We start from the raw sequence: 18422 nt of genomic DNA on the forward strand, positions 1-18422 counted from the left end.
TGTAGAAATAAAGAAAAATATTCCTTTATTCCCTGTAGACAAGCTCTTTAAGGCAGCTGGTAGAAACGTCCAAGCCATATTCTTGGACTTATACAAGGAGAATCTGTAATTGTTAAAATGAATAATAGAACGAATCATAACAACAATTGTAAAACCGGTCAATAAAAAATAGGAATGTTCATGAATTCGCTATTTTCTAAAAAAACTCATTTATTTCATAATTTTATTAATACTATACATGATAAGGGAAAAGGGATATATTAAAGGAATACAATCATTCATATTACAAAAAATAATACTTACTACTAAGCACGTGAAAACCATACCCCAAGAATACATAGAAGTATTAATTGATAAACAAGCATAAAATAGGAGGAATCAGTAAATATGTCTTCATTAAAACCTGGTACAGTGGTTTCTTTAACCGTTGATCATGAGGTGCCTTATGGTTTCTTTTTAACAAATGAAATAGACAGGGTACTATTGCATCACTCGGAGATTACCGATGATATTGTGGAAGGAGATACGGTAAAAGTATTTCTTTACCATGATAAAGATGTTCGCTTGACTGCAACAATGCGTATACCAAAAGTGCAAGTAGGAGCATACGGTTGGGTAGAAGTAGTCGATAAAAAAGAGGATCTTGGTGTCTTCGTTAATATCGGGTTACCTAAAGATATACTAGTTTCAGCAGATGACCTACCGAAATTCGAATCACTTTGGCCGAATCCTGGCGATCAGTTATTTATGACGTTGAACCGCGATAAGCAGGACCGTTTATATGGAAAATTAGCAACAGAGAATATTATTGCACAAGTTTCTAGAAAAGCTCCAAAAGAATTGTTAAAAGCAAAGGTGAAAGGGCGAGTTTACCGTTTGCTAAGAGTTGGAACTTTCTTTTTATCTGAGCAAGGCTATCGTTGTTTTGTTCATGAGAGCGAACGGAAAGCAGAGCCACGTTTAGGAGAATTAGTGGAAGGTCGCGTCATTGATGTAAAAGAAGACGGAAATCTCAATGTTTCTTTCTTGCCATTAAAACAAGATAAAATGGGCGACGATGCTGAATCCATCTTGCAATACCTTTCCATGAGAAACGGGAGCATGCCTATCTGGGATAAAAGCCAACCAGACGAAATTAAAGAAAAATTGAATATGAGCAAAGCTGCTTTTAAACGTGCACTTGGCAAACTAATGAAAGAAAACATCGTGTATCAAGAAGAAGGTTGGACCCACTTGAAAAAGTAGGGGAGGGAATACGAAAAGTGGAAGCATCTTTTTCCTAGCGAGCTAGCCGCTAGAACTAGGCAAGAGGCGGGGACAAATGTGTTCTAGGTGAACAAAAATCTGAACTAATTCTTTCATTTGAATTAGTTCAGATTTTTTTATAAGTCTTCATAAAACTTTTTGTTCTTTTTAACTGGTTCTAGCTGTTGATTGGAGTGCAAGACAGAGACTCCTGCGGGGAAAGCGAAGTCTTGACACGGAAATCAACAGCGGTGTTTAACAGCGATTACTAAATGATTTAACCTGACATTGTTCGTCTTTAGAGGATAGTATTTTAGTTATGTCCCAGCCCCTTAGTATTCCATTAATCTCCATGTCTTTTTGGACGTTTTTAATCGAAAGCATCGTACCCATTAAGGCGACAACTGCGCATCTAATAAAATATTTGCATAGTCACTCACAGCAATGGTCGACAATACCCCAAAGATAAGTAAATCCAGTGAAAAAAGATAACCTAGCACCAAATCTATTAGCAAAAATCCCTGTTGATCCTTCTCTAATATAGTCCTGGACTTGTTTGGTGCCTACACAAAAATCTTTTCGAAGAATACTGTAAAGAGAGTAGAAAGAAGGGAGGTTGTAATATGAGTGGTGGATACACAGGTGGTTTTGCATTGATTGTAGTGCTGTTTATCCTATTAATAATCGTTGGTGCTGGCGGCTTCAGCGGCGGTGGCTACGGCGGTTACGGCGGCTATGGCTACGGTTGGTAATAGGTAATATTATAGGTGATTGGGTCTTAGGAACCTAATCATCTTTTTTTATGTAGAGATATTGATTTTCTCCCGCATTAACTAACAGGCAGGAAAATCTCCACTGATCGAAGTTTCACTTATCTGCCTCTTTTTTATTAGAAGGTTGCCAATAAAAAGAAAATAGGTGAAAATTATGTTAAGTTGAAAAAAGGGGGAAGGATTACGTGAAATTAAAGGTTGGAGAAGATTGTTATACAATTGTGAAAGCGGATGTAAGTGATATAAACACAGTTTTAAAGTTATTAGTCCATGCGGCAAAGTGGCTGCAAACCAAAAATACTTCTCAATGGGATTATTATCTTACTGATTTAGAAGGTAATACAGAAGAGGTAAGAGAGTCTATAATGGAAGAAAATACTTTTTTAATATATTGTGAGGAACAGGCTATTGCTACAATAACGTTAGAAGGAACCCCGAACGAATGGGATAGAGACATTTGGCAAGATGAGGTGGAGGAACAAAATGTTATGTATATTCACCGAATTGTTGTTCACAGGGATTATTCAGGGAAAGGGATTGGTTCCAATTTATTAAAATGGGCAGAAGATAAGGCAAGGGTTGCAGGGAAAAAGAAAGTGCGATTCGATTGTTTACATAATAATAAGAACCTAAATAATTATTATAAGCAATATTACTCGTTAAAAGGGATAGCACGGATATACGGAAAGCACAGTAAGTTTGAAAAAATACTATAAGAAAGCCGAGAAGGATCTGTGATTGTTGGCTTCTCTAGTTGTGGAGGACCTTCTCGACCTTATTCAATAACATATACAAAAGATGTCATTCTATTCGATTATTTTTGATAATCAAAAAAATAATGGGGGGAGAAAACAGTTAGATAAAATGTATGAATATTTTTAATTATTTTATAATTAAAATGGTATAATTCTGTTGAGATGATATGTTTGAAATATTACTCAATAGGAGAGTTCGCTAAGCAAATGGGAAAGACCCCACAGACTTTAAGAAATTGGGATAAATCGAATATACTAAAACCTTCTCATTTGACAAAAGGTGGAACTAGGTATTATTCTCAAGAACAACTTCATCATTTTTTAGGGCTTAAAACTGTAACTACTAAATCCAAAAAGATAATTGGCTATTGTAGAGTGAGTTCACCTAAACAAAAAGGTGATCTAAAAAGACAGATTCATAACGTCAGTAGTTATATGATTGCAAAAGGCTATCAATACGAAATCATCCAAGATGTTGGAAGTGGAACGAACTACAATAACAAAGGGTTGAATCAACTAGTGGATTTGATAACCAATTCAGAAGTTGAAAAAGTTGTTATCCTCTATAAAGATAGACTAGTTCTATTTGGCTTTGAATGGATTGAAAATCTTTGTAATAAATTTGGTACAGTCATTAAAGTCATTGACAACACCGAAAGAACCGAAGAACAAGAACTTGTAGAAGATTTCATTCAAATCGTTACGGTTTTTAGTTGCAGATTACAAGGAAAAAGAGCACATAAAGCTAAGAAGATGATGAAGGAGTTGGTAGAGGATGATACTAGCGAAAAAAGTTAGATTACTACCTACTAAAGAACAAGAGCAACAGTTATGGAAATCTGTTGGTACAGCAAGGTGGGCCTTTGAATAAGCAGCAGGAAAACTACAAACAAGGCGGTTCATTCCTTTCGAATTTTGAATTACGAAAAGAATTGACGGTCTTAAAGCAAACAGAAGAGTTTAAATGGCTATATGAAGTATCAAACAACATTACAAAACAAGCCATCAAAGATGCATGTGATGCTTATAAGAAATTTTTTAAAGGTCAATCAAAACTGCCTAAATTTAAAAGTAGACGAAAATCAAAAGCGTCCTTCTACAATGACACAGAAAAATTAAAAGTAAAGAAAAAGCTTGTTTTAATTGAAAAGGTCGGTTGGATAAAAATAAAAGAACAACTCCCCATGGGTGTGAAGTACACAAATCCACGAGTTAGTTTCGATAAAAAGTACTGGTATATTTCCGTTGGGATTGAAACAGAACTTGATCGAGTTGAACTAACAGATAAGGTCATAGGAATCGATGTTGGAATTAAAGAGTTAGCTGTTTGTTCTAGTAGTCAAAAGTTTAAAAACATTAATAAAACGAAAGAAGTAAGAAAAGTTGAGAAACGTTTACGTCGGTTGCAACGAAGCGTATCTCGAAAATATGAAATGAATAAGGAGGAAAACCATTTTGTCAAAACAAGCAATATTATAAAAATTGAAAAGAAAGTGCAACACCTACACAGACGATTAACCAACATTAGAACCAACCATATTCACCAAGCTACGAACGCTATCGTGAAAACCAAGCCTAGCAAAGTAGTGATGGAGGATTTGAATGTAAGTGGAATGATGAAAAATCGTCATTTGTCCAAGGCTATAGCGAACCAAAAACTATATGAATTCATTCGCCAAATAAAATACAAATGCGAGAAATATGGCATTGAATTCATGCAAGTTGACCGTTTTTATCCATCTTCTAAAATTTGTTCGTCATGTGGGGAAATCAAGAAAGGTTTAAAACTCTCCGATCGTACTTATTCATGTGATTGTGGTTTAAAGATTGATCGTGACTTGAATGCAGCTATCAATCTAGCTAACTTTGGAAAATTGACAGTTTAGCCACTTCCAAGACACTGTTAATATGTACGGTTCGTTGTACCGGAATTTACGCTTGTGGACTGTCACAACAAACGAGAGTAGCTTCGGCAAAATCGGACAGGTGGAAACAAGAAATAAACAAAACTTATAGATTTTTATAGGTTTTTGGCAACGGACTATACTCATGTCGTTCATTTACATCACATCGAAGATTCGTCGGAAAAATATATTTGGACACCAGTACATCCATCAAACGAAAAACACATTGAACCTAGCTCTATAAAAGATTATATTAGAGAATTTGGTTCACAGGAGAATACAAAACTAATATTAGAACACACACCTCATCGAGTACCATCGAAACATTTTGTTTTAGAGGGAATTAATTGGATAAAAGATACCTTAGATAACAAATAAAGGGTCTCCGAAATAGAGACCCTCTCGACCACATAAGAAAGTACGAAAATCATTTCAACTTTTCATCTTCCCCTTTTTGAACAACCACATATTTTCCTTTTCGATCCGCTTTTAGCGCAATAAACGATTTAACAATGGAGTAACCGAGAATGACTACGCAGATTAACAAGTGAATAGGGAATAATAGAGTATCTTGGAGATGGAAATTACCGGTTCTATTCGCAATATAGAGAAGCAGTAAAGCTAATAGGACATACATGCCACATAAATAAAGTGGGGAAGACCACATCAACTGAACACCTTCTACAATAAAGAAAGCGAGTGAACCGAGCCAAGCCATTGTAAAAAAGAACGGAACAATATTCATCAACTGTGCTCTGTTTGCAAAACTGCTAGCCCAGCCGTCCATAAGTTTTGCGAATCCATTAGGATACATTCGCATAGAAATTGCCCGGTAACCGCTTTTCGCTTCTATAAAAACACCGCTTTTTCTTGCGTGCTTAGAAAGGGAGAGATGTGCTGCCATTGAACCTTTTGTTGTTTCATGACCACCCAAAACAAAATAATCTTGTTTTGCACATATAAAGCATTGTTCAAATCCTCCAGCGGGACCTGAAATCTTCGAAAATACATTTGTGACACCAGATGCAGCAAGAATAATCATATGAAGTAGCATGGAGAGTGTTTCATACCAATGTTTTACATAATGATATGGATGAATGGTTAAAACACCTCTATTTTGCTGTTTCTTGTATGCTTCTGCTATTCGGAGCAATCCTCTTTTATCAAACCATGTATTACTATCAACGAATAGAAAAATGTCTCCATCAGCCTGTTGCGCTCCAGTCCAGTAGGCCCAATTTTTTGCTTGCCAGCCGGCAGGGAGTGGGGGCATAGCAATTACTCTAGCTCCCAATTGTCCCGCTATGTCTTTTGTTTTGTCCTCTGAATGATCATCAACAACAATAACTTCTAAAGGAGATACGATTTGTTCATTAATGCTTTTTAAAAAGGAGGTAATGTTTTTTTCTGCATTTTTTGCATGAATAATAATGGAGAATTTTTTCACAAGGTAATTATTTTGTAGTTGGACTCTTTTTTTTAAGACAGGTAATCTCATAAACAGGAAGATCGTAAGCGATATAGCAACTATCCACGAAATCATATAAATTCCCTTCCTTTTATACTGATATTATATTGTTGCCATTATATCCACTTTTCGAGGAAGTAATACGTTTTTTTCTTGGGAAGGGTCCTGGTTTAATTTTTTCCCTTACTAATTTTGATTTCAAGAACTGAGTTTAGGCAAATTAAAAGAAGGTGAGCTTAGTGCTCCCCCTCTTCCCTTTATTCATTACCTTATAAATTTTCATTTTGTTGCCCAATTTCCCCTTCAGCTAAGTAGTTATTGGCATCTTCCTGCTTTTTATGCTCGGCAACAGAGTCGCCAGGGTATGGGTCCTCTAGGTTAACATATTGAGAAGGACCGGGCTCCACTGATACTTCATCTTGGTTTGGTAATTTTATTGATGTTACGCTCTTTTGCTTATCCATTGTAAAACTCCTTTCCATTCTTAACGTTTAGTACAAGTATAGGCAGATAGAATTTAAGCTACTTGCACAGTTGTTATTTCTAGTATGGATGAAGGAGGCCTCTACTATTCTTCTAACGCTTTATTTTCCCCAATTGTCTTTGATAAACTCATCACGACCGGACTGAGCACGATCGGTTTTATATTCGTCAGGGCTTTTCTTGTAAAAGTCCTGATGATAATCTTCGGCAGGATAAAACTTTTCAGCATTAAGGATTTTTGTAACAATTGGTTTCTTGAACCGACCACTTTTGCTAATTTCATCTCTAGTTTCCTCAGCAAGACGTTTTTGCTCTTCATTATGATAAAAAATGGCTGTCCGATATTGGGGTCCACGGTCTTGAAATTGACCTTCATCATCTGTAGGGTCTATTTGTGGCCAATATAATTCAAGCAACTTTTCATACGGGAAAAGTTCTGGGTTAAATGTAATTTGAACCACCTCGTAGTGACCAGTTTCTCCAGTTTTCACTTGCTCATATGTAGGGTTATCGACATGTCCGCCTGTATAACCCGAAACAATACTTATTATTCCTGGCAATTCATCGAAAGGCTTTACCATACACCAAAAACATCCACCGGCGAATGTAGCCAATTGTTTATTCTCACTCATAATATATCCCCCTAAAAACAAAGATTCAAAAAATCTTCCACTTAGTCATATTTCAGCTAAAATTCAGATATTTCAACTGATTTTACCACTATCCTAGGATACATGACAACTAAATGGTATTAAAATTTTTATTGAGAAAACAGCCGATTTATTATAAAATAGCAATTAACTAAAAAAGTTTTCTAGGGTTCCGTAATCTCAAATGATTAGTCTGGTCCGAGAGAAAACGCACAGATTTTATCTGTGACACGGAGGGATAAAAGCCCGGGAGATGTATCTACTTGATATGTCTCTCGGGCTTTTCCGTTGTTATAAGGTGAGGAATGGAGGACTTAAAATGAATAAAAATTGGATTATCGTATTTTTTGCCGCTTTTTTTGAGGTGTTTTGGGTAGTTGGATTAAAGCATGCCAACTCACTTTTAGAATGGGCGGGAACGGTTATCTCAATAGTCATTAGCTTTTACGTGTTGATTATCGCTGGTCGTAAATTGCCTGTCGGTACAGTGTATGCGGTTTTTGTTGGATTAGGGACGGCAGGAACCGTTTTAACAGAAATGCTTTTCTTTGGTGAACCGTTGAAAATTGGAAAAATCGTTTTGATTTCCGTACTACTTATTGGCGTAATTGGCTTAAAATTAGTTACTGATGATCCTGTTGAGGAAGGGGAAAACGTATAATGGCTTGGATTTCTTTAATAGTTGCCGGTCTCTGTGAAATGACCGGTGTGGCGATGATTAATAAATGGAATAATGATCATAAATGGCATTCACTAGTGTTCTTAGTGGTTGGATTCGGTGTTAGTTTTCTTTGTCTTACTTTTGCGATGGAAACATTACCAATGGGAACAGCCTATGCGATTTGGACAGGAATAGGAGCAGCGGGCGGGGCGGTACTCGGAATGGTCTTATATGGAGAATCGACCGATTGGAAAAGAATCTTTTTTATTGCACTGATACTTTCATCAGCAATTGGATTAAAGCTAATAGGTTAGAAGTTTTTCTGAAAAAGTGATTCCATTCGACGAGAATCTCATGTATAATCCAATTGACGGAAAATTTTATAGCATATGGAAATAGGTGAAGCAGTCCAGCAATATCTGCTTCACAATAGGGAAGTTGGTGAAAATCCAACACGGTCCCGCCACTGTAAATGGGAGCAAGCTGTGAATCCACTGTACAAAAAGTATGGGAAGGAGCAGCAAGCAATGACCATAAGTCAGGAGACCTGCCTGTTTCTTTTTTAGCACCAGTACTACGAGGATAGGAAGGTGTAATTTGCATACATACAGATAAGGGCTGAAACGCTTGCATGCATCTTACACAACATCTCCATTTACTGGAGATGTTTTTTATTTCATTCAAATTGGGGGATTAACAAATGAAAAAGTTTTACTCGTTATTTTTGACTTTATTGTTAGTTTTAGGTGTGCTCGCTGGTTGCGGTCAATCAGAGGATGGGACAAAAGATACTGGAACAAGTGGAGAAAAAACGGAACAAGCTGATGGAAACAAAGAATCTGCATTTCCTCTAACGATAACGGATGCGGTTGACGAAGAGGTCGTTATTGAAAAACAACCCGAGAAAATTATCTCCCTTGTTCCTAGCAATACAGAAATTGCTTATGAATTAGGTTTAGGAGAGAAGATTGTTGGAGTTTCTGATAATGATAACTATCCGGAAGAAGTAACGGAAAAAGAAAAAGTTGGCGGAATGGAATTTAATGTTGAAAAAGTTATTAGCCTGTCACCAGATTTGGTACTAGCACATGAGTCTGGTGTATCCTATGCAAAAGAAGGGTTTAAGCAATTACGTGAAGCGGGCATCCCAGTATTTGTAGTCAAAGAAGCTACAAACTTTGATGAAACTTTCGAAACGATTGAAACAATAGGCAAAATAACTGGTACAACGAAAGATGCTGAAGAAATTGTCACAACAATGAAGGAAGATTTAGATGCAATAAAAGAAAAAGTTGCTTCTGTTACAGAAAAGAAAAAAGTATATGTTGAAGTTTCTCCCGCTCCGGAAATTTTTACAACAGGGAAAAACACTTTCATGGATCAAATGCTGACAACTATTAACGCAGAAAATGCCGTTTCAGATCAAGAGGGATGGGTACAGATGGACCAAGAGGCAGTCATTGCACTTAATCCAGATGTTATTATTACAACGTATGGTTTCTATACTGAAAACCCGAAACAACAAATCATGAGCCGTGACGGATGGCAGGATATGAAAGCTCTTAAAGAAGAACAAATATATGATGTTCATTCTGATTTAGTAACAAGAACAGGTCCTAGGCTTATCGAAGGAGTAGAGGAGATTGCCAAAGCAGTTTATCCAGAAGTTTTTGCAGAATAAAAAATGGATAACATATGGATTAGCTTTAGTCTTTCTCGTACTATCACTATTAGCTGGGATCTCTATTGGAACCATTTCCGTTCCATTTCGTGATACAATTGTTATCATTGGTGCAAAAATATTCCGTTTTGACCTTCCTGAATCAATTGATACGATGTACACTAATATCGTTTACGCGATTCGATTACCTCGTGTATTATTGGCCTTTATTGTAGGGGGCTCTTTGGCAATTGCCGGAGCTTCCTTCCAAGGGCTTCTAAGAAATCCGCTAGCTGATCCATATACTTTAGGTGTTTCTTCCGGAGCTTCTGTTGGAGCAGTTTTAACACTGTTTTTTCAAATAAGCCTTCCGGTTATCGGAATGTTTACACTTCCATTTTTAAGTATTGTTACATCTATTATTACTATTTTTCTCGTATTATTTTTTGCACAAAAAGTAGAAAGATCGATGAAAATTGAGACGATCATTTTAACTGGTATTATATTTAGTTCATTTTTAGGATCATTCATTTCGTTAATGATTGCGTTAACTGGAGAAGAGTTGCGGCAAATTATCGGCTGGCTACTCGGAAGTGTTTCAATGCGTGGTTGGGATTATGTAATTATTATTATCCCATTCTTTATTATCGGTGTTATTATTTTATTGATGAATACAAAAGAGCTAAATGGAATGAGTTTTGGAGAGGAACATGCACATCATCTCGGAATTTCCGTTGAAAAAAGAAAACTTGTCATTTTGCTTGCTGGCTCGATTTTAACCGGGGCAGCTGTTGCTGTTTCAGGAACGATTGGGTTTGTGGGTCTTGTTGTTCCACATTTTATTAGAATACTAGTCGGCCATGACCATCGTCATCTACTGCCATTGTCAATTATCACGGGCGGTGGGTTTTTAGTACTAGCAGACCTTATTTCGCGTACAGTTATTGCACCTACAGAGCTTCCAATCGGAGTTATTACAGCATTAATCGGGGCTCCTATTTTCGGATATATTTTAATAAAGAAGAGAGGTGCCTAAATGATATCTGTTCAACAGTTAACAGCAGGGTATGAGAATAAAAAAATACTTAAAAATATAAGTTTTACCGTCCAAGCTGGAGAATTTTTCGGTATTTTAGGTCCGAATGGAAGCGGGAAAACAACTCTTCTCAAAGTATTATCCGGACTACTTCCAACCGATAATGGAAGTGTTACTATTCAAGGGAAAGACATATCCTTTTATTCGTCGAAAGAACTTGCGAAAACAATTGCTGTTTTACCACAAATTACTTCTAACTCCTTCTCGTACCGTGTAAAAGAAACCGTTATGCTTGGGCGATATGCACATCAAAAAGGTTTGTTCAAAGGTATTCAACCGGAAGATGAGCAAGTGGTGGAAGAAGTAATGAAGCAAATAGGTGTATGGGAATTACAAGATCGAGTGCTTGACGAATTGTCTGGTGGAGAAAGGCAACGAGTTTTCCTTGCGCAGAGCTTGGTACAACAACCGAAAATATTAATATTGGACGAGCCTACCAATCACTTGGATCTTTCTTTTCAAAAGAATTTACTTGATTTATTGAAACACCGATCGAAGCAAGATAATTTGACTATCATCAGTATTTTTCATGATCTGAATCTTGCTAGTCTTTATTGCGACCGGTTGCTACTATTACATGAAGGAAAAGAAAAGCTTGTGGATCACCCAGAAAATGTACTAAGTGTAAAGAATATAGAAGAGGTCTATCATACGAAAGTAGAAAAACGACCTCACCCAAAAGTGCCAAAACCACAAATGGTAATTATTCCTGAAGCAGATGAAGCTGATTTGGAAGATGTTATTCTTGGTGAGCAATACATTGGTGAGTCAGATGATTACATTAGCTATCATTCACCAATCCCGCTAAAAAGCATGTCATCAGGTGTGATTGGTTCTGGTCTCGGGTGGTATCAACATTTTATAAATAGACATGTACCAAAGGATTATGATATTTCCAATTATTATGAAGATATGAAACAATACCTTTATGATCACGGTTTCGATCCCAGTTTTACGGTAGGGATGATGACAGCCGTTATCCTTGAGGATGTCACCTATAAAAAGTTCAAATTAGGTGATTGTAGTATTTTTGTCGTTGTAACAGCTGGAGTCGGAAATGCCGTTGATGTCTCCAATAGCTATCAATTTGATTTAGAACCTTCACCGGGGACAATAAACACTTGGGTATTCATTAATGGAAACTTATCCGATGAGGCATTTATTCAAGCTATTGTTACAGCTACAGAAGCGAAAGTAAAAGCAATGAGAGATTTGGATATCCTTGATCCAAAAACAGGTACTTTTGCCACGGGTACTTCTACAGACAGTATTATGATAGCTGCTACTCAGCGAGGGAAGAAACATACTTTTGCAGGCTCGATAACGTCACTTGGAAAATTAATTGGTCAAGGAGTCCATGAATGTACAAAAGAAGCAATACAAAAATCTGTTAAAAGGCGATCCAAACTATGATTAGTCACCTTTTATCAATTATTTTGGCCTTATTCATTGACCGAATTGCAGGGGATCCTAACCATTGGCCTCATCCAGTCCGCTGGATAGGTCGGTTAATTTCGTTTTTAGAGGTACGTTGGAATAGAGGGAAATATCGAAAGTGGAAAGGCACGCTGTTATCTTTCACTGTTTTATTGACGGTATTTTTCTTGTCATTGTTTATCACTGTTGCTTCGTATTCTATACATACTGTAGTTGGAATCATTATTGAATCCATTTTAATTTATACTTCAATCTCACAACGTAGCTTGAAAGAGGCCGCACTGGAAGTTTACGAGCCATTAATAGCTAACAATATGAAGCTTGCAAGGAAAAAGCTTTCCTATATTGTAGGAAGAGATACAGACAACTTGGAAGAAAGTGAAATTGTACGGGGAGCAGTCGAAACGGTAGCGGAGAATACCTCGGATGGAATTACGGCACCACTGTTTTGGGCATTTTTAGGCGGTGCTCCATTAGCAATGGTGTACAGGGCTGTAAACACATGTGACTCGATGGTAGCATATAAGAATGATAGGTTTTTAGAGTTTGGATGGGCGTCGGCCTGGATTGATGACGGCTTTAATTGGATACCGAGTAGGTTAACAGGTATTATGATGGTAGTATGTTCTCCTCCAAAATTTAGAACACGCAAAGAGTCATTTGCGATTTTATTTCGGGATGCAAAAAAACACCCTAGTCCCAATAGCGGTTGGGGAGAAGCAGCCGTTGCAGCAGTACTTGGTGTTCAGCTTGGAGGATTAAACTATTATGGCGGTGAAGTTTCTTTAAGAGCAGTGATGGGAGATTCGGAGACTTCATTACGTTCCCACCATATAACAGATTCTATCCGTATTATGAATAGAACAGTGCACGTTTTTACATTACTATTAATTGGAGGAGGAATTCTGTATGAATTGGCCAAAGCATGGTTCTAATCCTCAATTTCTTTATAGGGCGTTAAATCAAGAATACCCTTCTAATTTTATTGATTTTAGTACGAATATAAACCCTCTCGGAATGCCGGAGGAAATTCGAAACGAATTAATAATTGGCATAGACGAATTAGAACACTATCCAGATTCGACTGGTATAGAACTGAAAAATGAGATTGCCAAAAAAGAAAATATAGCTACAGAAGGGGTATTGCTTGGTAACGGTGCAGCAGAGATCATTACTATTATTGGTCGTTGGCTACAGGGGGAACAGGTTCTAATCTGTCAGCCTACTTTTTCAGAGTATGAAGCAAGCTGCCTACAGAATCAATGTTTAGTAGAATATATCTCATTGGATGAATTAGAGACACCCTCCAATGTATTCGAGCGTTTTCATTCCGTTAGAGCAATTTTTTTATGCAATCCGAATAATCCAACAGGAGAAGTTCTTGAAAAAGACATTATTTTAAACTTATTAAGGGAAGCAAAAAAGACAAGTACCTATGTCATTATAGATGAAGCATTCTATGATTTTTTAGAAGATGAGCATACATATAGTATTTATTTACATGAATATAGTAACCTTATTATTTTAAGGTCTCTGACAAAAATGTATGCGATTGCAGGGCTGAGGCTGGGCTATGCTTTAATGGAAGGAAATTTACAAGAAAAGCTGTCTGCTTTCTTGCCACATTGGAATGTCAATAGCCTTGCATTGAGAACAGGGAGAATTGCACTTACTCTAGATGAATTTACAGAAGAAACAAGGAAACATATCCTAAAAGAGAAAAAACGATTATTTTATTACTTTGATCAAAATGGCTATCAGTACAGTTTGTCACGGGTGAACTATTATCTATTAAGGGACCCCTCTATGGATGAACAAACAGAGTTATTAAACTATTTAACGGCGCAAGGAATTGTGCCACGTCATACATTTAATTTTCCAGGGTTGAATGGAAGATGGTTGCGATTCGCTATTAAAACGGAAAGCGAAAATAACCGCTTAATGGAGGTGCTTCAGACGTGGAAAGACAGAAGATGATTTTTATTACCGGTGGAGCACGAAGCGGAAAAAGTAGCTTTGCCGAAAAGCTTGCGATAGATTATGCAGGCACTACTAATAGTAGAAATCTTTACTATGTAGCATGTGGTTTAGCTAGTGATAGCGAAATGAAAGAGAGAATAGTTTATCACAAACAAGATAGAGAAGCGAGTACTATTCCATGGCAAACAATAGAATGTCCTTACGATTTAGGTAAAGTGGATATTCCAAACGGTTCGGTTGTTTTGCTTGATTGTGTCACAACACTACTTTCCAATGAAATGTATGCAAATGATAAGGAAAGCGATGAGAAGTTAGTAGATGACATTATAAAAGACATTCAATCTATACATGCACAATCAACACTACTTGTTGTTGTCAGCAATGAATTACAAAGCGGTGTACCAATAGAAAATGAGTTTGTTTTTCACTACCAATATAAGCTGGGGAGGCTTCATCAAGCATTGGTGAAGTATTCAAGCGAAGCTGTTTTAATGGAGGCGGGCTTACCTATTCACCAAAAATAAGGATTACATATAAGGAGAGAAACATGACATCTTATTGGAATGCTTTCTTATTATCACTTCAGTTTTTCAGCTCAATTCCAATAAGAAAAGAGCTGAAGATGGAGAAAGACGATATTAGAAAAATGATCAGGCTATTTCCATTTTTTGGATTTGTTTTTGGCTTGATTTGGCTAGGGGTTTTTGTAGTAGTTGATGCCTTCACACCTCTAAGTTCACTTGCACTAGCTTTTATTATTTGGCTTCTCCCCATTATGTTAACTGGGGGAATTCATCTAGACGGGTGGATGGACGTAAGTGATGCCTATTTTTCCTATCAAGATAAGGAGAAAAGACTAGAAATCATGAAAGACCCACGTGTAGGTGCTTTCGCAACGTTATCAATCTTCGTATTGCTTTCTAGCAAGTTCCTTTTTATATACGAAAGTCTTTCTCATGACAAAGAAATAATTTATTTTACCTTGTTGTTTATTCCTTTAATAAGTAGAAGTTTTATTGGGGCTATGCTGATTAATATGAAAACGGCAAGACGTGAAGGAATGGCCTTCTTTTTCCGGCAACATTTATCAGAAAGAGAGAATGGTTGGATCCTCTTTTTTCTCGTTATTGCAGGAGTAGTGTTACTAAGTGTAAACAGCATTATTTTCACGATGTTTTCCGTGTTCATCCTCATTACGGTTATTTATTATTGGTTTGCAAACAAAAAAACGATTACATGGTTTGGTGGAATGACAGGAGATACAATTGGAGCTTCGATGGAGGGACTTGAATGTATTCTTTGGATGACAGTCTGGTTGTGGCAATACTGCGTCATGGCTTGACATTCGAAAATCAACAGAAAAAATATATTGGATGGAGCGACCCCTCGCTTTCTAATATTGGTCGAGAAGAGCTTAGGAAAATCAAAGAAAATTATAACATGGATTATGATTTTGTTCTTTGCAGCGATTTAAAAAGAAGTGTAGAGACAGCGACAATTCTTTTTCCTTCTACCAAAATTGTTACTTGTACACTATGGAGAGAAATGCACTTTGGAGACTGGGAAGGAATGGGGTATGAGGAATTGAAAGATGATTTACATTATCGTAAATGGGTAAATGATCCTTATCTTTCACCACCACAAGGCGAGAGTTTGGGCCTACTGGAAAAACGTATGGAAACCGCTTGGAAAGAGTTACGTTCACTCGTGAAAGAACAACAAGCAAAAAGAGTTGCGGTTATTACACATGGTGGCGCTATTCGAACATTGCTTTCAAACGTAGTTCCTCTAAATCAAAGAAAATCTTTTTGGGAATGGGATATTCCATACGGAAAAGGGTATGAATTAACATGGAAATCTCGCAAAGACTGGGAGGAGGAAAAGCCGTGTACTTTGTGACAGGGGGGGCCTTTAATGGAAAAGCCGAGTGGGTAAAGGGAGAACTGCTTCGTCCTGATGACATTTCTTTTCAGTGGCATTCACATTTTAGACCAGAAGATGTTTTATTATATCCTGGATTAGATACAAATCAAGATATTATCGTATTTGAAGGCTTGGAATATAGTATTTTACACCGATTAATGGATAAAACAACGAATGGCGAACAATTAAGGAAAGAGTTTACCAATCTTTTTCTAGCATGGATGAAATGGGAACAAGAAAAAGACAAAAGACTCGTTATTTGGATAGGCTCTGACATAACGAAAGGAATTGTTCCACTAGAAGAAAAAAATCGTCTTTGGAGAGATATTAGTGGCTGGGTTTACCAAGACCTTGCAAAGATTTCCGAAAATGTCGTTAGTATCTGGTATGGAATCCCAACTACTTTAAAATAATGAAAAAATAGGAGGATGAAAAATGCAATTATATACAAAAACAGGGGATAAAGGACAAACAAGTTTAATCGGAGGCCGAGTAGATAAGGATAATAGTAGGGTAGAAGCTTACGGAACAGTTGATGAAGTGAATTCATTTGTCGGACAAGCGATCACACAGCTTCAAGAATCTCGTGCAACATTCGAAGATATTATTGAAGAATTAGAGAAAATACAACATGAACTTTTTGACTGCGGCGGGGACTTAGCAAACGTTACAAAGAAGAGACAATATAAATTACAAGCGGAGGCTGTAAGCTTTTTAGAAGATAGAATTGATGCGTATGTTGAAGAAGCACCTCCATTAGAAAAATTTATTTTACCAGGAGGGTCTGCTCCATCGGCAACATTGCATATTGCAAGAACGATTACAAGAAGAGCGGAGCGGACAGTTGTATCGTTGGTAAAAATGGAAGAAGATGTCCCAGCTGTAGCTCAACAGTACTTAAATAGATTGTCTGACTACTTTTTTGCGATTGCAAGGGTAGTGAATGCAAGATTAAAAATTAACGATGTAGAATATATTCGCAGTGCTAATGTGTTTTCAGGCGGAAAAAAGAAGGAAAAAAAGGATGACAAATAAGTACTATAAACTTACTTTCCTTTCCTTATTTATTGCCTTATCTGCTGCCTTCGGGGCAATAAAAATACCAGCTGTTATTGGAACTGTAGCTTTAGATGCATTACCAGCACTGCTAGCGGCATCCCTTTTTACAGGTGGAATGGGGGCAATTATTGCTTTTTTTGGACATATTTTATCATCGCTATACGCTGGTTTTCCACTCGGACCGTTACATTTGGTGATTGCGCTAGAAATGGCCCTTTTTGTTTGGTTATTTGGAACTGTGTTTCATAAAGGAAAAAAAGTGATAGCAGCAGGAATTTTCTTTATTGGAAATTCTATTATCGCTGCGATCCCTTTTATATTTATTATTGGGGGTTCCTTTTATATTTCGATTTTGCCGTCTCTTTTAATTGGTTCCTTTTTAAATTTAACGATTGCCCATTTTGCATACCCACCACTTCGAAACTGGCTAGGGGCTCGAGTTCATGAATAGGGATATTATCACTATCCCTTTTCCGAACCCTGGAAGCATTATCGTTAGTACAGATACAAGTGGAGGAATTGGAAATAAGCCAGGGGATCTAGTCCAGACAGACCCTGAAATGGTTGCTTACTATTGTTTTAGAGTTGCAGTGATGGAATGTATGAGTGGTGGGGGAATACCCTTTTCTGTTATTATCCAGAACTTCACAGGAGATTCCGTATGGGACAACTATGTCAAGGGAGTTGAAAGGGGTCTTCGGGAACTTGAGCTGAACGAAATGGAAGTAACAGGTAGTACAGAAACTAATTTTCATTTGAATCAGTCTGCCATTGGGGTAACGATTTTAGGAAGAAAGAGAAACTTTTCAGAAAAAACGAACTCTAAGTTACGATATGCCGTGATCGGTAAACCATTAGTTGGAAATGAAGTATTGAATTTTCCACAAAATGTAGCTCCATTATCTACCTTTCGATGGTGCTGCGAGGAGGAAGCGATTTCTTCCGTTTTACCAGTAGGTTCAAAGGGGATCTTTTATGAATTTTCCTTATTACATGGTGAGAAGGTATCTCCTAATAAAATTGAATGTGAGCTAGATTTAAATAAAACAAGTGGTCCATCAACGTGTTTTATCATCTCTTATTTAGAAAAAGAAGAAAAAAGGATTCATGAGAAACTTGGAAGTCTCTTTTATCCTATTCGTTTAACGTAACCAATTTTCTCATTTTATCTGTGTCTAGGATTTTTGAAAGTATATATAACATAATAGTATTATGTAAACTTTAGACAAATGGTAAAAGAATCTTCTTACGAAAGTAAAAGTTATATACTATTAGAAAATAGTATAATGAAATAATACGGAAGAGTCGGTTGATTACTGGCTCTTTTT

At 36.9% G+C, this 18422-nt stretch carries 21 protein-coding genes, 2 pseudogenes and 3 riboswitches; of the genes and pseudogenes, 20 read left to right on the plus strand and 3 right to left on the minus strand.

All coding sequences use genetic code 11. The annotated features are described in order from the left end of the window. Nucleotides 1-15 precede the first annotated feature (15 nt). A riboswitch (purine riboswitch) is annotated at nt 16-116 on the minus strand. A 271-nt stretch (nt 117-387) separates the two neighbouring features. The 6 genes and pseudogenes from ACFSUL_RS15380 to ACFSUL_RS15405 all read left to right on the plus strand — a co-directional run bounded on the left by ACFSUL_RS15380 (nt 388) and on the right by ACFSUL_RS15405 (nt 5055). Then, the gene (locus tag ACFSUL_RS15380) at nt 388-1245 is read left to right on the plus strand and encodes a CvfB family protein (RefSeq protein ID WP_377936830.1); all 858 of its coding nucleotides are present in this window, start codon (nt 388-390) and stop codon (nt 1243-1245) included. Between the two features lie 623 nt (nt 1246-1868). Continuing rightward, nucleotides 1869-1940, plus strand: a pseudogene (locus ACFSUL_RS15385) (YjcZ family sporulation protein); the annotation flags it as partial. Between the two features lie 263 nt (nt 1941-2203). After that, a complete protein-coding gene (locus ACFSUL_RS15390) occupies nt 2204-2734 on the plus strand; it encodes a GNAT family N-acetyltransferase (RefSeq protein WP_377936831.1) in 531 nt (176 codons plus the stop codon). A gap of 210 nt (nt 2735-2944) precedes the next feature. Next, nucleotides 2945-3571, plus strand: coding sequence for an IS607 family transposase (locus ACFSUL_RS15395; protein WP_377936832.1), 627 nt, complete (start codon nt 2945-2947; stop codon nt 3569-3571). Continuing rightward, nucleotides 3549-4659 (plus strand): annotated as a pseudogene (locus tag ACFSUL_RS15400) (RNA-guided endonuclease InsQ/TnpB family protein). Before ACFSUL_RS15395 ends, ACFSUL_RS15400 begins: the two are co-directional and overlap by 23 nt. A 144-nt stretch (nt 4660-4803) precedes the next feature. After that, nucleotides 4804-5055, plus strand: coding sequence for a hypothetical protein (locus ACFSUL_RS15405; protein WP_377936833.1), 252 nt, complete (start codon nt 4804-4806; stop codon nt 5053-5055). Nucleotides 5056-5104: 49 nt separating this feature from the next. Here ACFSUL_RS15405 and ACFSUL_RS15410 read toward each other — a convergent pair whose 3' ends face one another. The 3 genes from ACFSUL_RS15410 to msrA all read right to left on the minus strand — a co-directional run bounded on the left by ACFSUL_RS15410 (nt 5105) and on the right by msrA (nt 7260). Further along, nucleotides 5105-6220: a glycosyltransferase family 2 protein gene (locus ACFSUL_RS15410; RefSeq protein WP_377936834.1), complete on the minus strand. Its 1116-nt coding sequence runs from the start codon at nt 6218-6220 to the stop codon at nt 5105-5107. A gap of 194 nt (nt 6221-6414) precedes the next feature. Then, complete coding sequence (locus ACFSUL_RS15415; RefSeq protein ID WP_377936835.1) at nt 6415-6609, minus strand: hypothetical protein; 195 nt, start codon at nt 6607-6609, stop codon at nt 6415-6417. Nucleotides 6610-6729: 120 nt separating this feature from the next. Next, on the minus strand, nt 6730-7260 hold the full coding sequence (msrA, locus tag ACFSUL_RS15420; RefSeq protein ID WP_377936836.1) for a peptide-methionine (S)-S-oxide reductase MsrA: 531 nt from the start codon (nt 7258-7260) through the stop codon (nt 6730-6732). A 171-nt stretch (nt 7261-7431) separates the two neighbouring features. Next, nucleotides 7432-7533: riboswitch (guanidine-I (ykkC/yxkD leader) on the plus strand. A 64-nt stretch (nt 7534-7597) separates the two neighbouring features. Between msrA and ACFSUL_RS15425 the strand changes: the two genes are divergently transcribed. From ACFSUL_RS15425 to ACFSUL_RS15490, 14 genes are all read left to right on the plus strand, one after another. Continuing rightward, on the plus strand, nt 7598-7939 hold the full coding sequence (locus ACFSUL_RS15425; RefSeq protein WP_377936837.1) for a DMT family transporter: 342 nt from the start codon (nt 7598-7600) through the stop codon (nt 7937-7939). Further along, the gene (locus ACFSUL_RS15430) at nt 7939-8253 is read left to right on the plus strand and encodes a DMT family transporter (RefSeq protein WP_377936838.1); all 315 of its coding nucleotides are present in this window, start codon (nt 7939-7941) and stop codon (nt 8251-8253) included. Before ACFSUL_RS15425 ends, ACFSUL_RS15430 begins: the two co-directional genes overlap by 1 nt. A gap of 66 nt (nt 8254-8319) precedes the next feature. Continuing rightward, nucleotides 8320-8508: riboswitch (cobalamin riboswitch) on the plus strand. Between the two features lie 131 nt (nt 8509-8639). Continuing rightward, nucleotides 8640-9620, plus strand: a complete 981-nt coding sequence (locus tag ACFSUL_RS15435; RefSeq protein ID WP_377936839.1) for an ABC transporter substrate-binding protein — start codon at nt 8640-8642, stop codon at nt 9618-9620. Further along, nucleotides 9583-10635, plus strand: a complete 1053-nt coding sequence (locus tag ACFSUL_RS15440; RefSeq protein ID WP_377936840.1) for a FecCD family ABC transporter permease — start codon at nt 9583-9585, stop codon at nt 10633-10635. The genes ACFSUL_RS15435 and ACFSUL_RS15440 overlap by 38 nt, the downstream gene beginning before the upstream one ends. After that, the gene (locus ACFSUL_RS15445; RefSeq protein ID WP_377936841.1) at nt 10636-12108 is read left to right on the plus strand and encodes an adenosylcobinamide amidohydrolase; all 1473 of its coding nucleotides are present in this window, start codon (nt 10636-10638) and stop codon (nt 12106-12108) included. It abuts the gene before it with no gap. Further along, nucleotides 12105-13067 (plus strand): adenosylcobinamide-phosphate synthase CbiB, encoded by a 963-nt coding sequence (gene cbiB / locus ACFSUL_RS15450; protein WP_377936842.1) that lies wholly within the window; start codon nt 12105-12107, stop codon nt 13065-13067. The genes ACFSUL_RS15445 and cbiB overlap by 4 nt, the downstream gene beginning before the upstream one ends. Beyond that, the gene (cobD, locus tag ACFSUL_RS15455; RefSeq protein WP_377936843.1) at nt 13042-14109 is read left to right on the plus strand and encodes a threonine-phosphate decarboxylase CobD; all 1068 of its coding nucleotides are present in this window, start codon (nt 13042-13044) and stop codon (nt 14107-14109) included. The genes cbiB and cobD overlap by 26 nt, the downstream gene beginning before the upstream one ends. After that, the gene (locus ACFSUL_RS15460) at nt 14091-14636 is read left to right on the plus strand and encodes a bifunctional adenosylcobinamide kinase/adenosylcobinamide-phosphate guanylyltransferase (protein ID WP_377936844.1); all 546 of its coding nucleotides are present in this window, start codon (nt 14091-14093) and stop codon (nt 14634-14636) included. Before cobD ends, ACFSUL_RS15460 begins: the two co-directional genes overlap by 19 nt. A 23-nt stretch (nt 14637-14659) precedes the next feature. Beyond that, nucleotides 14660-15454, plus strand: coding sequence for an adenosylcobinamide-GDP ribazoletransferase (gene cobS / locus ACFSUL_RS15465; RefSeq protein WP_377936845.1), 795 nt, complete (start codon nt 14660-14662; stop codon nt 15452-15454). Continuing rightward, nucleotides 15403-16011 carry a histidine phosphatase family protein gene (locus ACFSUL_RS15470; protein ID WP_377936846.1) on the plus strand — a complete coding sequence of 203 codons (609 nt, stop codon included), beginning with the start codon at nt 15403-15405 and terminating at the stop codon, nt 16009-16011. The genes cobS and ACFSUL_RS15470 overlap by 52 nt, the downstream gene beginning before the upstream one ends. Further along, nucleotides 15999-16448, plus strand: a complete 450-nt coding sequence (locus ACFSUL_RS15475) for a bifunctional adenosylcobinamide kinase/adenosylcobinamide-phosphate guanylyltransferase (protein ID WP_377936847.1) — start codon at nt 15999-16001, stop codon at nt 16446-16448. The genes ACFSUL_RS15470 and ACFSUL_RS15475 overlap by 13 nt, the downstream gene beginning before the upstream one ends. Before the next feature lie 22 nt (nt 16449-16470). Then, entirely contained in the window at nt 16471-17070 is a 600-nt protein-coding gene (locus tag ACFSUL_RS15480) for a cob(I)yrinic acid a,c-diamide adenosyltransferase (protein WP_071412240.1), read from the plus strand. Continuing rightward, complete coding sequence (locus ACFSUL_RS15485; RefSeq protein WP_071412241.1) at nt 17060-17545, plus strand: ECF transporter S component; 486 nt, start codon at nt 17060-17062, stop codon at nt 17543-17545. The genes ACFSUL_RS15480 and ACFSUL_RS15485 overlap by 11 nt, the downstream gene beginning before the upstream one ends. Continuing rightward, nucleotides 17538-18245, plus strand: coding sequence for an ATP-binding protein (locus ACFSUL_RS15490; RefSeq protein ID WP_377936848.1), 708 nt, complete (start codon nt 17538-17540; stop codon nt 18243-18245). Before ACFSUL_RS15485 ends, ACFSUL_RS15490 begins: the two co-directional genes overlap by 8 nt. The last annotated feature ends 177 nt before the right edge of the window (nt 18246-18422 follow it).

It is taken from the genome of Bacillus seohaeanensis (assembly GCF_042684945.1).
GTDB lineage: Bacteria > Bacillota > Bacilli > Bacillales > Bacillaceae_B > Rossellomorea > Rossellomorea seohaeanensis.

Coding starts and splice junctions, on each gene's coding strand:
- ACFSUL_RS15470 (WP_377936846.1), top strand. CDS start 15,403: ATGTATTCTTTGGATGACAGTCTGGTTGTGGCAATACTGCGTCATGGC.
- ACFSUL_RS15425 (WP_377936837.1), top strand. CDS start 7,598: ATGAATAAAAATTGGATTATCGTATTTTTTGCCGCTTTTTTTGAGGTG.
- ACFSUL_RS15430 (WP_377936838.1), top strand. CDS start 7,939: ATGGCTTGGATTTCTTTAATAGTTGCCGGTCTCTGTGAAATGACCGGT.
- cobD (WP_377936843.1), top strand. CDS start 13,042: ATGAATTGGCCAAAGCATGGTTCTAATCCTCAATTTCTTTATAGGGCG.
- cobS (WP_377936845.1), top strand. CDS start 14,660: ATGACATCTTATTGGAATGCTTTCTTATTATCACTTCAGTTTTTCAGC.
- ACFSUL_RS15445 (WP_377936841.1), top strand. CDS start 10,636: ATGATATCTGTTCAACAGTTAACAGCAGGGTATGAGAATAAAAAAATA.
- ACFSUL_RS15485 (WP_071412241.1), top strand. CDS start 17,060: ATGACAAATAAGTACTATAAACTTACTTTCCTTTCCTTATTTATTGCC.
- cbiB (WP_377936842.1), top strand. CDS start 12,105: ATGATTAGTCACCTTTTATCAATTATTTTGGCCTTATTCATTGACCGA.
- ACFSUL_RS15415 (WP_377936835.1), bottom strand. CDS start 6,609: ATGGATAAGCAAAAGAGCGTAACATCAATAAAATTACCAAACCAAGAT.
- ACFSUL_RS15435 (WP_377936839.1), top strand. CDS start 8,640: ATGAAAAAGTTTTACTCGTTATTTTTGACTTTATTGTTAGTTTTAGGT.
- ACFSUL_RS15410 (WP_377936834.1), bottom strand. CDS start 6,220: ATGATTTCGTGGATAGTTGCTATATCGCTTACGATCTTCCTGTTTATG.
- ACFSUL_RS15490 (WP_377936848.1), top strand. CDS start 17,538: ATGAATAGGGATATTATCACTATCCCTTTTCCGAACCCTGGAAGCATT.
- ACFSUL_RS15480 (WP_071412240.1), top strand. CDS start 16,471: ATGCAATTATATACAAAAACAGGGGATAAAGGACAAACAAGTTTAATC.
- msrA (WP_377936836.1), bottom strand. CDS start 7,260: ATGAGTGAGAATAAACAATTGGCTACATTCGCCGGTGGATGTTTTTGG.
- ACFSUL_RS15380 (WP_377936830.1), top strand. CDS start 388: ATGTCTTCATTAAAACCTGGTACAGTGGTTTCTTTAACCGTTGATCAT.